Raw genomic sequence first — 14,934 nt, 5'->3', positions numbered from 1 at the left:
CGGCCACCCGCCGTCCGGCTTTCGCCGCCTGGGCAGCGCGCAGCAGCCGGCCTCTTTAGGAGGTCGGCTGCTGCCTGCGTGGAATCAGAGGTCGAAGCCGCGGCTGCGGAAGTAGTCCATGCGCCGGTACAGAGTGGAGCGCCCGATCTGCAGGGTCTCCGCGGCAAGGCTGCGATTGCCGTTTGCTTCCTGGAGCGCCGTGCGCAGTTCGCTGAGTTCCGCGTCTTCCAGGCGGGAAAGCCGACCCTTCGTCAAAACTCGGTGGAATCCCTGTGGCAAGTCATCCACTGTTACTTCGGCACCGCCTGCCCGTTCCACGGCGTTGGAGACGACGGCCCTCAACTGGTCGATGTTACGTGGCCAGTCGGCTTGCGTGAGCGTCGTGAGCAGCCTGCGGGAAAGCCGCCGCTCCCCCATCTCCCCGGCAATCGCATTCGCCAGCTGTGGGATGTCTTCCCTCCTGTTGCGAAGTGGTGCCACCGAGATTTCAAGGACGTCGAACGCCTCGGAAAGCAGCAGGGTCGCGTCCGTGGGGCGGGTAATGGTGAAGATCAGCTTGGTGGTGGAATGGCCGCGAAGGTTCCGGGCGATCTCGACTGCTTCATTCTGTGAGAGCTCGTCAGCGTGCTCCACGATCAACGTGGCTGGAAGCTCCGTGGCCACCCGGTGCAGGACGTCCCTGAAGTTGGGGTTCCTGAGGTCACCGTTGCGTGCGTCAACTATCGCGCGGCCACCCCGCAGTGACCCGATTGCATCGGCCAGCCGCAATTTCCCGCTGCCCAATTCACCGATCAGCACCACGGACCGGTCCTGGTCCACAGCCTTCCGCGCCAGGTTAAGGGTTCGCTTAAACTCCGTGCTGGTGCCGTCCACGTGCTTCAATAAGCGATCCGCAGTTCCTTGCGGCGCCGATTCCAGCGTTATTGCAGCACCGGCGGCGGCTTTTGCCCGCTCCTTGGCGGGCGCGTGCGGCCGGACCACCACAATTGCTCCGACGTTGGCCGCGGAAAGCGTTACCGGTGAAATTTCCAGCGTGGAACGCCCCGGCCCTTGCAGGATAACTTCGCAGTTCATGTCGCGGCCGGACGCCATGACGGCCTTGGCATAACCGGAAATGATCGAAAAGTCGCTGTCCACCAGCGTGGCAGTCGCGGATGCGTTCTGGAGCGCGTTTTTACCGTCGACGGCAATGACCGCCCGGTTGCCCCTTCGGCGTGAGATCCTGAGGTACTCACTGAGCAGTGCCCGCTCCTTCGATGAGGTGCGGACTTCGATGTCGCGCTCAATCCGGGAAGCGACGCCTTCGAGCATGAGCAGGGTCGATGATGGTTCCAGCGTGCTGACCCGGTTTGCCGGGAGCGTCAGACCTATCACGGCCCGCACACGGTTATGGAACGGGTCCCGGACCAAGGAAGCAAAGCACCAGTTGCCCCTCATGTCCTCCCGAAAGTGTTCTTCCGGGGCCAGCCAGATACCGCGCCCTTCTTCCAGGGCCAAACCTTCGCCATTGCTTCCGCAACTCTCCTCCAGCAGGGAATACCCAGCGGGGAATCCGTCATCCCGCAGGAAGCTGGCCTTGACCAGGACACCGTTGGGGGCGGTGATGTTGACGTATCCGCCCAAGTCGGCAGCCACTTCATCCAGTTTCTGCAGGTGCGGTCCCGCCGCCGCGATCGTGTACTCGTCCACCCGCCCTTCGTCGTAGAACCCGCGGTCCGCGAAGGCATCGACGCCCGCAGCACGGCTGCGGTACCACGAACGGGCCACCATGGGACGGATGCCGCTGAGGTCGGTATGGGGTTGCATGAGGAAGAGCTCGCGGACGCGGTTGGTTTCACGTGGGGTTTCATTCGGCCACGGTGACAGTACTTCTGCAGACATGGGAGGTTCTCTCTGAGTATGCGGTTCAGGACGCCAACGCCGGGCCAGATCCACCTGGCCTGGACTTTCGTGGCCGCCATCTCGGCAGCATGGGACGGAACACCCGCTCGGCGCTCCAGTTCTCATCTTGTGATGCGTTTTCCTCCAGCGCCCTTGCGCCGATGTACGCAGCAACCATTCCCGAAAGCCCGCTTCCGAGGATGACGTTGTTGTTCCGAGCAGCCCCCAGGCTCGCGTTTTCGGTGACCATTGTTTGCTCTTCCCTCAAACCATCCGGGTTGGTGGGTGCATGTGCTCCGCGCCACTTCCAGAGTACCTAACTAACAGACGTTAGGGAAGTATGCGCGTTGACTCATGGAAAAGGTCCGCTGGGGTGGATACGTTGCCTCACTGGAAAAGGTCCGGTTGGGGCTGGGCGCGGACATCCTTGAGGGATGGGTCTGACGATGAGCCAGCGTAAGGCGGTCACTTTGATCAAAGCGCGTGCTTATGCCCGGGGAACGCGTGCCGAGAAGGTCCGGATCCTCGATGAGTTGGTCGAGTTGACGGGGTGGAACCGGGATTATGCTCGGCGTGCGTTGCGAAGGGCGTTGGAACTCAGACCCGTGCGGGCCCGGCCGGCTCCGGTGCCGGTGTATGGTCCGCGGATCGTGGAGGCGTTGGTGGTGTGCTGGGCCGTTCTGCGGGCTCCGGCGGGTAAACGCCTGGCACCGATGCTGCCGGTTCTTGTTCCGATGCTTCGTCGTGATGGTGAGCTGTCCTTGGATGATGATGAAGCGGTGTTGTTGATGCGGATGAGCGCGGCCACGATCGACCGGAAGCTGGCACCGGAACGGGCGAAGTTGGTGTTGCGTGGGCGCTCCCATACCAAACCGGGCTCGCTGTTGAAATCACAGATCCCGATCCGTACATGGGCGGAATGGGACGACGCGGTCCCGGGATTCGTGGAAATCGATTTGGTGGGTCATGAAGGCGGTGTGGCGTCGGGGCAGTTCTGTTACACGCTGACGGTCACCGATATTGCCACCGGCTGGACAGTGAACCGGTCCGTGCCGAACAAGGCCCAGAAGTGGGTGTTCGAGGCCCTGCAGCACGCGATGGGCAGGTTTCCGTTTCCTATCGTGGGGATTGATTCGGACAACGGCACCGAGTTCATCAACGATTACCTGCTCGAGTACTGCCACGCCCAGCAGATCACTTTCACTCGTTCCAGGCCCGGGAACAAGAACGACGGCGCGCACGTGGAGCAAAAGAACTGGGCCAGGGTCCGTGAGCTCGTTGGGTACTACCGGTACGACACCCCGGCGGAACTGGCCAAGCTCAACGAGATCTGGGACCTCGATGCGCTCTTCACTAACTACCTGCTGCCCCAGCAGAAGCTCCTGTCGAAGACCCGTCACGGCGCGAAAGTCGTAAAGAAACACGACCATGCCCTCACCCCGCACCAGCGGGCCGCAGCGCACCCCGGAGTCCGGAAAAGGGCAGTTATCGGCATGAACGCCCAGCTCAAACGGATCAAACCCGCCGCCTTGTCTCGGCAGATCCTCGCCCTCACCGGCGAACTCGAAACCCTCGCCAAAGCAAAAGCCCCGGCCAGGGACTACAAAACCAACACCTGGTTCAACAAGCCCCTGAACCGGACCTTTTCACGTGAGGCAACGAATCACTCTTCCCGGACCTATTGACGTGAGGCAACAGGGTATGTGTCTGTATTTACCTAACGACTGTTAGGATGGCGCATTATGAGCGAGACGTCCTACGAAGCTGCGAAGGCAGCCTTCCAAATCAGGCTGGAGGAGTGGAACTGGGCGGGCCAGAAAGCTGCCCGGCAGAACATTCTTGAGGCTTTCCTTCAGCTCGCCATTGCCAATGGATTCAATTCCGTCTCGATGCGGACCATCGCAAATGCCGTCAATATCAAACCGCCCAGCCTCTACTCCCACTTCCCCGACGGCCGGGACGAGATCGTAGCCGAATCGCTCCGCTGGCATTTCCACCGCTTCGGCGTCGCTCTGCTTGAGGCGGTAGCGCCGGCCACAAATGCGGAAGAGTTCTGGGACGCCATGGTCAGACTGCATTTCACCCGGCAGGTGCGGCTCCCGGAAAGCAACTTATGGGATTTGCTCGTAGCCACCGACAGGATGGCAGAAGTCCTGCCCCAGGATCTCCGAGCGCAGGTGGACGATTGGGTGACGCTCCACGAACGGATGTACGAGGCAGCCGCCCGCGACATGGGCTTTGCCAATCCGACGGAGCACGTGCAGGTGGTGGTCACGCTCCTGGAGGGCGCCACGCGCTGGGCTCCCACCGATTGCACCGACGCCGAGCTTGACAAGTTGGCGGACCGCGCCGTTACCTTGTCCCGGGCGATTTTGGCCGTCGACTTCCAGACCGTGAGCACTTTGGCGTCGTAAGGCTGCCTTGCTCATTCCCGAGCCGCGCGTGTGCCCCGGTGATACCAGCGGGCTCGCACGCAGCACCACGCCGTTAGCGGGGCCGTGCGCGAGTGAAGGACGCGCACCTGCGCCCAGAATTAGGAACCTCGCACATTTCGCAAAAGACTTACCAAGTCGGCCACATCGGTTTCCCGGCGGTGCTGGTTGCCTGGTTCGCCATGGTGGAACACGGCATTGAAAAACAAGCCGTCTCCTATATAACGGATCGCTAAGGCAAGTTCTGGGCCGACTTCTGCTTCCAGGACCTCTAGCCACTGCTTTTGGACGTCGGCTAGCCTGCGCTGCGTCTCAGCAGGTGCTATAGGCGCAAGGCGATTCACGGCAACAAACGCTTTGTCTAAGGGCGAACTGCTCCAAAGTGATGTTTGGAGGAAGTGCATGACCGCCCCTCCGGCGGCTGCCTTCATGGTGCGGATGTCTTCCCGTACTAGTTCATCAAAGCGCTCAAGCTGTGCAGAAACCAGATCTTCCCTGTTTGGGTAATAGTGGAGCAAGCCCCCCTTCGATACGCCCGCGATCTTTGCCACAGCTTCCAGAGTGGCAGCCCGCTCGCCCGCCTCTACGAGGATGGACTCAAACGCATTCATCACTCGTTCGGCGACACCGGGTTCTTCGGCGGAAACGGTTCGCTGCTTCGACGGTGGGCGCAGACTAAAGCGTCGATTCATGATCAGAGTCCTTGTTGATGGGACTATTGGATTTCAGCGGTAATGGGCGTGACGCCGCCCCTGGACGCGTGCGGGACCAGGGAATTTTTCACTCACGCCTGGCGCGTTGGATCCAAACAGCCAACGTGCGGCGCGAGCCATCTCCTACTCAGCCGCTACGCCGAAAATGTGGCAGCTTGTCGATGACCTGCAGCGTGAGACCGGTCCGGGGATCCAGAGGTGCCCCTGACCGGCCCCGGGTGGAAGGTACGTCATAGAGGTGAGTACCCGAATTCCCGGACAGACCACGCGTCAGAAGTGGGTGCCGCCGTCGATGCGAACCTCGGTGCCGGTAATGAATTTCCCGTCATCGCTGGCCAGCATGGCGACAACGCTTGCGACGGTCTCCGGTCCTGCGAAGCCTTCTCCGAGGGCGGGGACCAGCTTGCTGGCCAAACTGTAGTCCATATCGTCGGGGAGGCCGGGACCCTGATTCTGCTTGCTCTGCCCCGACCCGTCCGTCATCCCCGACGAGATGGAGCCGGGCTGCACGGAATTGAAGCGGATACCGGCTTTTGAATATTCAGACGCGAGTGCGTGGGTCATCGATTGGATGCCACCTTTACTCGCTGCATATGCGCTCATGTAAGGGTGGGCGAATGTTGCCGATGTGGATGAGAAGTTCACCACGGCGGCTGCGCGGCCGGCCCTGAGATGAGGAAGGGCTTGTCTGATGACCAAGAAAGTCCCAGTCAAATTCACCCGGATGACTTGTTCAAATTGTTCCAGCGATGTCGATTCTGTGTGCGATGAGCGCAGAATCCCTGCAGCGTTTACTAAGACATCCAGCCCACCCAGAACCTCCGCGGCCTGACTTACGCCGTGATTCACGGACGCTTCGTTGCCGACGTCCATGACCACCGTCGTGAGCTTCCCGGATACGTGACCGGCCGCTGTTCTGGTGTCCTCCAGGCCTGTTACCGACACATCGGCGGCAACGACATTTGCTCCCTCGGACAGCAGACGGAGCACGGTGGCCTGTCCGATTCCTGACCCTCCACCGGTAACGAGTACTCGACGTCCTTCATAGCGGTTCATGTGTTCTCCTTCGATTTTCCACCGGAATGCCCGGCCGTTCCTTACGTGGGTAATTGGGTCTACCGGACCGATGCCGGCTCCAAGACGACAGGCTCAGGTGTTGTAGCGGCTGCCTGGACGACAAGCTCGGCTGAGCCGGCATTCTGTGCGTGTGCGGTGATGGTGATGGCTCCCGCTGCCCCTGTGGGGCGCACGATGGCGAGCGCACGGCCGCGATACGTGGTGGTTAAGGTGCCCGTAAATGCTTCCGTCGGCGCCGGCGCTGCTGTTCCGAAGCCGATAAGTTCACCCGGACCGGTGACAGTCAGTTGCACTTTCTCGTCGCCGAGCATCTCAACCTGACCGTTAGCGCCCACAAGGGCCAGTTCGGCGAAAACCAGTTCAGCTTCGTCCGCTGCGATACTTGTGTTGTCGGTGGTGAGACGGAGCCCCACCTGGCCGTTGGCGCTTTGAAGGGTTGTCCTGGAAACTTCGTTGCCGCCTCGGTAGCTCACAGCGGTGAGCGACCCCGGCTCGTATGGCACTGTGAACTTGGCGACGTAACCCCGGCTTCGGCCGGCTCTGCGGCGCCCGATCCGGCGGCCGTTGAGGAATAGCTCTATATGGTCATCGGCTGAATAGACCTCGATCTCTGCCTTGCGTCCCTCGCACCCGCGCCACGACCAGCTTTCGACGGCGTCTGTTACGCGCCATGCCGACCGCACCATGGGCACTCCGCTGCGGTCCAGGGGTCGCACACCGATCGCCGGGGCGTCCAGGACACCCCAAGCAGCCTGCGCCAGGCGCAGGGTGATGTCCGGCTGGCCTATGAGATCGAACATGCCAGGGCCCGCCAGGATGTGTGGGTATGGCTTGGAAAAGCCCGCTCGTTTCCCAGGGACCCAAACCGCGACTCCGGCTTCGCCCAGGTACTCCCAGCCTGCCCACACAAAGTCCCCTATGACCGCGGTGTTCTCCTCCACCAAGTGCCAGGACCGGGCGACGTCCGCGGGCAACGTTTCCGAGCCGAGAATTACCCGTTGGGGGTAGACGCGCAGGTCCCGCTTGTACCGGGCCAGGCCGTAGTTGTAACCCGCGACATCAACTGCAGCGAACCCATCCCTGGATGCCTTGTCCGCCTGTGGGAGCCTCGAAACGAGGTCCATCATGCGTCCGATCTGGTTGATCCAAACGTTCGCTTCGGTACTTCCGGCCAGCGATGTCTCGCCCTCAGCCTCAGGAGCTTCTTTGTAAGGGGACTGGTTGAAGACCACCATCGCGTTCAGGAAGAGGTTCGTTGCAAGGGTGACCGGCCGGTCCGGGTCCAAACGATGCAGGTATTCCGTGATCTCCCGGGCCACAGTGACCCCTTCAGGCGTTGCAGTTTCCGGGATCTCGTTTCCGGCGGCATACATGATGACCGACGGGCGGTTGCGGTCTTTTTCCACCATGCGGTCCGCGTCCTCGGACCAGGTGTCCCGGAACCTGCTTGCCGAGTCGTACCGGGTTTTGGAAGCGAACCAGTAGTCGGCGAGTTCATCCAGGACGTACATGCCCAATTCGTCGCAGGCATCCAGGAGGTGCCGTGACATCGGGTTATGGGCACTGCGGATAGCGTTGAAGCCCGCCTGCTTCAATAACCGGATGCGCCGGTATTCTGCTGCCCGGTGCGTAGCGGCGCCCAGAATTCCATTGTCATGGTGAATGCACGCACCCCTAAGCAAAGTGCTGACTCCGCTGATTCGCAGGCCCCGCTGGGCATCAACCGTGATCGTCCTGAGCCCCACCTTCTCGCGTCGTTCATCAATCAGCCCTTCAGCTGCATAAACCTTTGCCACGAGTTCATAGCGGTGCGGTGTTTCTGCGCTCCAGGGTTTGGGGTTCGGGACGTGCAAATCTAGTGTTCCCGCCGCTCCATTTGCCTTCGCGGCGGCGACCAGAGTGCCGCCGTCGAACAATTCCACATAGATGCCTGCAGCGTCGTGGGGTGTGTTCAGGTCATATTGCACTTCGAGCGTTGCGGCTTTGGCCGTGAGGGCCAGCGTGCGCACCCGTAGACCGTCATTGGCGAAATGGAGGGCAGGTCGCAGAATAACGGAAACTCCGCGATATAGCCCTGAGCCCGGGTACCATCTGCTTCCCGGCTGAAGTGAATTATCTACGGTGACGACGATTTCATTGGCAGCACCCCAAAGGACCTGGTCCTGCACTGCGAACTCGAATTCGGTGTACCCGCCGCGTATGGAACCCACTGCTTTGCCATTGACGGTAACCGTGGCGTCGCCCTGGACACCCTCAAAGCGCAGTGCCGCACAAGCAGCCGGATCCTTCGGAGCACTCCACGTGGTCCGATATGTGTAGAAGCCACCGGGGAAGTAGGCCACATCCGCACCTCCGGGCGCGTCAGGTGTGCGGGTCTCGTGGATCATGGCATCGTGCGGGAGCCTGACTGAAGTCCAGGAGCCAGCACTGGTATTGGCGAATTCCCAGTCAATGAGGTTGATAGCTTCGGTGGGCATGAGACTCCATCGTCGAGGCGGTAAGAGGTGCTTCTTGGTGTGTGCTGAAAAGACTAGCACGCGCAAGTAGGTGCCGCCGCCGATATGCCGGCACAATCAGAAGTTCAGATCGCGAGCCCTGCGATCGGCTCCACACGGGCCGCACAAAGGCCAGGCGGTGTTTTAGGTCGACGCCCGTCGGACGAGAGTGGCCACCGCATTGGGCTCCCCTTGGGGCACGTCCCTGCCGTCCACGGCGTTCAGTGCTGTCAGTGCCAACAGCCGGCCCAGTCCTTCGACGTCCATACGGATAGTCGAGAGTGCGGGCACAAGAATCTCGCCCCACGGGTCATCGTCATGCCCGATGACAGCAAGGTCACCGGGGACCGCCAGGCCTTGGCGCAATGCGGCACTGGTAACAACTGCCGCGATCTCGTCATTGAAGGCAACCACCCCGGTCACACCCGCATTCACCCACTCTCGGACGGCAACCTGGGGCGAATCGTCCTGGCGGTCGATCTGACGGCAATCCACTTCACCAAGACCAAGCTCCAGCGCCTTGTTGGTGACGATATTGCGACGGGCCTCACCAAAGGAGCGCAGACGGTTGTCTCCGGGCGCCGCGAAAGCTATTTTGCGGTGGCCGCGTTCAACGAGGTGCTCCACCTGCAGTTCCGGCCCCGCGACAATACTCGGCCCTGTCTGCCAGGCGGGCGTATGCGCATCCGGAACCGGGACAATGTTGGTGATACCACTCGCCCGTATCGATTCCACTTCCTCCTCCGAGAACGGGAGAAGCCCAATAACGACGTCCGGATCAAGGGACTCCCACAGCGGCCTGGATGTTTCGTGAATTGTGTAGGTGACCAAAGAGTACCCGGCCTCTTCCAGAAAACCGGAGGCCTCGGCGATGTGACGGCGCATGCTGTATTCGAGAGGCCAATCGGGAAGGACCAACAAGATGATGCGGCTTCGACCCCGGGCCAAAGCTTGAGCGGCCGTGTGCGGACGATACCCGAGCCTCGCAGCTTCGTTAATGACCCGCTTACGGGTTGCCTCCGAAATGGTCTGGCCTCGCGTTTTATTCAGGACGAAACCCACGGTAGCCCTGGAAATACCCAAAGACTTCGCGACATCCGCTGCGGTAACTCTACGGCCTTTATTCTCCGTGCTCATCCAAAAATCGTACCTTGCGCGAGCTAGTACCCCCTTCTGTCGTGGAGCGCACCGGACAACGCTTCAATGACTTGGCCGAAGCGAGGCAGCAATGATGTCTTTTGGCGAGGCCGAAGCGCTGACGACAGTTACTACGGCAACCCCACGATCAAGCCGAAACGGCAACACCGCAGCAAACTGTCTGCACCAGCTCGGGCTGTTTCGCAGCAGAGGGTTAATCAGGATCTCGGTTTTTATCCGTTCCCTTAACAATTGGCCCTGCCGCGACCAACAACAGGAACAGGGCACGGAAAAGAAGGTCCGGGGCTCTGTCGGTCCCGGACCTTCCGCAGGTCGAAGCAACGGCTTACGTGATTTCCAGTACTGCCGCCAGGTCAGCCTCGGAATCTCCGCCGACCCAGATATCGATCGTTGTAGCGTCTTGAACGTAGTCGCGGGTGGCTGCACTCCAGTACCGGAGTTGGTCCGGTCCCAGCTCAAACTCCACGGTGCGGGTTTCGCCTGCCTTAAGCGAGATCCGCTGGAAGGACTTGAGTTCCCGGACGGGTCGGGAGGAGGTCCCGTAGCGTTGGTGGATGTACAGCTGGACCACTTCATCGGCGTCCCGGTCCGACACGTTGGTCACGTCGCAGTTGACGGTAACAACATCGCCTCGGGCGATTGCCGCCTGCCCGGTTGAGAGATTGCCGTACTTGAAGCTGGCATAGGACAGGCCGTGGCCGAAGGGATACAACGGCGCATTGGATCCTTCGAAGTAGCGGGACTGCTGATGCTCCGGTTCGAAGGTCCGGTGATGGGAGTAGATAAGCGGCACCTGACCTACGTGTTGGGGCCACGTAAAGGGCAACCGCCCTGCCGGACTGACAGCGCCAAGCAGCGTACGGGCCACCGCGTCCCCGCCCCGGGTACCGGGATACCACGTCTGAACGATGGCAGGGATATGCTCATCCGCCCATCGCAAGTCCAGCGGCCGGCCAGACATGACAATGAGGATCACAGGGGTGCCCGTGCCGTGGATGCGCTGCAGTTGTTCAAGCTGGCGACCCGGCAAATCCAGCGTACTTGTGGACGCCCGTTCGCCAATCTGGTTCTGCCGCTGGCCAACAACCACGATTGCGACGTCGGCACTGGAGGCGAGCTCCACGGCGTGATCGATCGCGGCGTCGTCGTCGTAATCATCCGGTGTCCGCTCGATGGAGGTGTCCAACTGATCGAAAGGCGTGGGGTAAAAACGCTCAGGAATACCCGCTCCGGGTTCGTGCAGCACTTCTGCGGACCCCTCCAGCGCCGAGCGGAGACCGTCCACAATGGTCACGGTCTCCGTCACGTCATGGTCAAAGACCCAAGGTCCAAGAGCGTCCCGTGAGGCCTGGGCCAGTTGGCCGATGACAGCAATTTTGCGAAGGGATTCGCCATCCAGGGGAAGCGCATCCGCATCGTTCTTGAGCAGCACCATGGACTGCTCAGCAACGGTCAGGGCCAGTTCGCGGTGCTCTGGCGCAGCGAGGACCGCCTCTGTGGCAGATTCCTCAGTGTAGGGGTTCTCGAATAAGCCCAGCCGGAACTTGGCAGTGAGGACGCGTTCGACGGCGGCATCCAGCACGTTCTCACTGAGGGTACCGTTTTGGACTGCTTCCGGAAGCCGTGTGTACGCGGGTTCCATCATGGCCATTTCCATATCCAGGCCCGCCGTCACCGCTCGCACGGCGGCATCTGCCTGATCCTTGGCGAAGTGCTGCGTCTCCAAAGACCGCACGGCGTTTGCGTCAGAAACCACAAAGCCATCGAAGCCGAGCTGGTCCCGAAGGATGGTGGTGAGCAGTTGGCGGTTTCCAGAGACTGGAACCCCGTTGAAGTCCATGTAGGCGCTCATCACGTTCGACGTCCCGGCGTGGATAGCGGCGCGGAACGCCGGGATGTGCACGTTCCAAAGTTCAGCGTCGGAGATGTCGACGTCGTCGTAATCCCTGCCCCCGCGGGCCGCCCCGTAGCCTGCAAAGTGCTTCACCCCGGCGAGAATCCGCTCGGGGCCGAGGTCACCTTGGAAGCCGCGCACGTTAGCGCCGGCTACGGCGGCACCAAGGACAGGGTCTTCGCCTGCTCCTTCGACGATGCGTCCCCAGCGAGGGTCCCGGGCAATGTCGACATTGGGGGCGAAAGTCCAGTGCACGCCCGCGGCACGGGCCTCCCGTGCTGCCACTGTCTGCGCCGCTTCGATCACATTTTCGGACCAAGTAGCAGCCATGGCGATTGGCACGGGGAAAATGGTCCGCCACCCATGCACGACGTCGAACCCAAAGAGGAGCGGAATGCCAAACCGGCTGTCCTCTACAGCGCGGCGCTGCAGGCGGTTCGCGAGTTCCGGGTTCCGGATAAAGAGAAGGGAACCGGCCTTTCCTGCGCTTACGGCCTCCTCAATCAGTTGCGGCAGCTTGATGTGGACACGGTGCTCAGGGGGAAGGGACTCGATGTCAAAATCGTCCGGAATCGGCTCCCCGTCCCCGGTGTAGAAATACTGTGTCAGCTGACCGGCTTTTTCCTCAAGAGTGAGCCGGCCAAGGAGGTCTTTGACGCGGACCTCCACTGGCAGTGTGGATTCACGGAAGGGCAGTACAGGCAATGGGTCCTCTGTTCGTTCTTGTTTGGTGGCGCCGGCTGCATCGTCGTGGAGGGTCATCAGTTGTCTCCGTTCGATGCAGCTGCCAGTGACTCTGAAAGGTCAGAGCGGAACTGGTCCGAGGCACCGGGGATGTATTCGAGCAGCGTGCGGATGGACATGGCAGCGGCTTCCGGGTCCTTGCCGTCCAGAGGAACACCGGGGTAATGGCTAGCGAAGGTGTTGCTGAACAGCCGCCATGCGGCCGGATCCTCGGCAACCTCGCGAATGGTTGAGTCCAGGTCAAAGGTGGTCCGGGCCGAGGCAATTTCAGCCGCATAACTCCATTGATGCTCACCAGCTGCAATCTCTACTCTCAGCCCATCCGGGTGCAGGGGCAGGACCACCTCGGCGCTGGTCCCCTCCGGAATGGCCACGTCCAGCAGGGCTGTGCCCTCTTTCACGCTCCAATTCACGCGCACTTCCCCGTGCGGGGTGACATGTTTCAGGTCTGCGGAAGTGAGATGTTTGCCCGGTTGGGGTGCGATTCGCATGCGTCGGTAGCCAGGTTCGACGGCGTTCAGCCCACCAATGGTTCGGTGCATCCAGTCCACAACCGCCCCGAGGGCGTAGTGGTTCAAGGAGGTCATTCCGGAGGGGTTGATGGTCCCGTCAGGCTGTACCGAATCCCAACGCTCCCAAATGGTGGTGGCGCCCATCGTCACCGGGTACAGGAAGGACGGGCAGCCCGTTTCCAGAAGCATAAGGTAAGCCTCGTCGAGGTGACCTGTGACAGAGAGGGCATCGGTGACCAGCGGCGTGCCGGCGAAGCCTGTTGAGATGCGGTAGCCGGCGCGGGCTACGATTTCCGCCAGCCGGTCACCTGCATGCGCTTTCTGGGTGTCGTCGAGAATATTGAAGGTGATCGCCAATGCGTATGCTGTGGCGGTCTCGTTGACAACCCTGCCGGTCTTGCTGACGAACTCGTCCAGGAACGCTCCGCGGACGCGGTAAGCAAGGGCATTGAATTCGACGGCGTCTGCCTCGTGTCCGAGGATGGCTGCGGTGTCAGCCATCTCCCGGGTGGTGCGGCACAAGTAGGCTGCAGCGACAAGATGCCTGTCGGTTTTACCACCGGCCGGGTTGTCGATCGGTGCGTCCGGATCGAGCCAGTCACCGTACTGGAAGCCAGTACTCCACAATCCGTTGTCATCCAGCAGGCCGGCAACCTGACGGATGAAGGCGGTCATCGAACCATAAGCGTCCGCAAGGATCTGTTCATCGCCATATTCCCTGTACAGCGCCCAGGGAAGGCTGACTGCGACATCGCTCCACAGCGCCGTCGGGGAAGATGGCGTGGAGAGCACATCAGGGACAACCCATGGCACATAGCCACTTTCCTTTTGTTCAACGGCGAGGTCGCTCAACCAGGATCCGAGGACACCGCGGACGTCGTAGAGGAACGCCGCAGTGGGGGCGAACGCGTTGATGTCACCGGTCCAGCCAAGGCGTTCGTCGCGCTGGGGACAGTCGGTGGGGACGCCAACAAAGTTGTCCCGCATGGACCAGACCGCGTTGGAGTGCAGCTGGTTCAGCAACGGATTTGATGTCTCGAGCCACCCGATGCGGGTCATGTCGGAGTGGACAACAACGGCCCGCAGAGACTCGGAGGTCAACACTCCGGGCCAACCGTCGATCTCGACGTAGCGAAATCCATGGAAAGTGAAGCGGGGCTCCCAGATTTCGCGTCCTTCTCCGCGCAGCGTGTACCGGGTAGTGGCCGCTGCTGTCCGGATCGTCTCGAAGTCCGCTTCGCCGGCAATCATCACCTCCGAGTGCTTAAGCGTCACTGTCGTACCGGCTGGACCTTGGACGTCGAGCCGTACCCAACCTGAGATGTTTTGGCCGAAGTCCACCACGGTGCGCCCTGAGGCCGTTGTCAGGATTTCCACGGGAGCCAGCTCTTCGATCCGCCGGATGGGCGGAGCTGTGGGCTCCACGAGTGCTTCGAGCGGCCAGTCGAAGATTTCAACAGCGGCCCACTGCGAATCGTCGAACCCAGGCTTGTCCCACCCGAAGGGTTCCAGACGCGCATCGTAAGTTTCGCCGTCGTAAATGCTGTTCGCGAGCACAGCACCGGTTCCGGCCCGGAACGAACCATCTGTAGTGATCCGTTCTGTCCGGCCGTCGGCGTACTCCACATCAAGCTGCAACCAGGCGGCTGGCCGCTCCGAATAGTGGTTGCGTTTTTCCTCCCAGCCGAGGCGTCCCAGCGCCCACCCCTCCCCCATAATTGCGCCCAGCGCATTGACTCCCGGGGTGATCAGCGACGTGACGTCGTGGCTGCTGACAACGAGTCGATGGCGATAAGAAGTCCAGCCGGGCGTCAAGACCTCATCTCCCACAACGTTCCCGTTGACGTGCGCTTCGATCAGGCCTACAGCTGTACTGTGGAGCGTTGCTTTGACCGGCAGTTCGGGTACTTCGAATTCACGACGAAGATACGAAGCGGGCTCTCCGGGTTCGCCTGTTGAATGCTTGGGGGTGATGAAAGATGCGGACCAGTCGGCGGTCATTGTGGAACTCCTTGTAACGCTGGGTAT

Annotated in this window: 9 protein-coding genes; 2 read left to right on the top strand and 7 right to left on the bottom strand. The window is 61.2% G+C overall.

The window, feature by feature from the left end; all coding sequences use genetic code 11:
- Positions 1–84 precede the first annotated feature (84 nt).
- The gene (locus tag AC1DD7_RS21380; protein ID WP_131134386.1) at positions 85–1,881 is read right to left on the bottom strand and encodes a sigma-54-dependent Fis family transcriptional regulator; all 1,797 of its coding nucleotides are present in this window, start codon (positions 1,879–1,881) and stop codon (positions 85–87) included.
- A gap of 446 nt (positions 1,882–2,327) precedes the next feature.
- Between AC1DD7_RS21380 and AC1DD7_RS21375 the strand changes: the two genes are divergently transcribed.
- Entirely contained in the window at positions 2,328–3,566 is a 1,239-nt protein-coding gene (locus tag AC1DD7_RS21375) for an integrase catalytic domain-containing protein (protein ID WP_131134426.1), read from the top strand.
- Between the two features lie 57 nt (positions 3,567–3,623).
- Positions 3,624–4,295 carry a TetR/AcrR family transcriptional regulator gene (locus tag AC1DD7_RS21370; protein ID WP_131134385.1) on the top strand — a complete coding sequence of 224 codons (672 nt, stop codon included), beginning with the start codon at positions 3,624–3,626 and terminating at the stop codon, positions 4,293–4,295.
- Positions 4,296–4,414: 119 nt separating this feature from the next.
- On the opposite strand, the gene AC1DD7_RS21365 is transcribed toward AC1DD7_RS21370, so the two are convergent.
- From AC1DD7_RS21365 to AC1DD7_RS21340, 6 genes are all read right to left on the bottom strand, one after another.
- Positions 4,415–5,005, bottom strand: coding sequence for a TetR/AcrR family transcriptional regulator (locus AC1DD7_RS21365; RefSeq protein ID WP_131134384.1), 591 nt, complete (start codon positions 5,003–5,005; stop codon positions 4,415–4,417).
- Between the two features lie 291 nt (positions 5,006–5,296).
- On the bottom strand, positions 5,297–6,082 hold the full coding sequence (locus AC1DD7_RS21360) for an SDR family NAD(P)-dependent oxidoreductase (RefSeq protein ID WP_131134383.1): 786 nt from the start codon (positions 6,080–6,082) through the stop codon (positions 5,297–5,299).
- Between the two features lie 59 nt (positions 6,083–6,141).
- On the bottom strand, positions 6,142–8,580 hold the full coding sequence (locus AC1DD7_RS21355; RefSeq protein ID WP_131134382.1) for a glycoside hydrolase family 2 protein: 2,439 nt from the start codon (positions 8,578–8,580) through the stop codon (positions 6,142–6,144).
- A 162-nt stretch (positions 8,581–8,742) separates the two neighbouring features.
- Positions 8,743–9,735 (bottom strand): LacI family DNA-binding transcriptional regulator, encoded by a 993-nt coding sequence (locus AC1DD7_RS21350; protein ID WP_131134381.1) that lies wholly within the window; start codon positions 9,733–9,735, stop codon positions 8,743–8,745.
- Between the two features lie 346 nt (positions 9,736–10,081).
- The gene (locus AC1DD7_RS21345; protein WP_131134380.1) at positions 10,082–12,412 is read right to left on the bottom strand and encodes a glycoside hydrolase family 3 N-terminal domain-containing protein; all 2,331 of its coding nucleotides are present in this window, start codon (positions 12,410–12,412) and stop codon (positions 10,082–10,084) included.
- Entirely contained in the window at positions 12,412–14,907 is a 2,496-nt protein-coding gene (locus AC1DD7_RS21340) for a glycoside hydrolase family 78 protein (RefSeq protein WP_131134379.1), read from the bottom strand. Before AC1DD7_RS21340 ends, AC1DD7_RS21345 begins: the two co-directional genes overlap by 1 nt.
- Between the last annotated feature and the right edge of the window lie 27 nt (positions 14,908–14,934).

Source organism: Paenarthrobacter sp. 10L412 (assembly GCF_056395565.1).
This window is presented reverse-complemented; position numbering and strand designations above follow the sequence as displayed.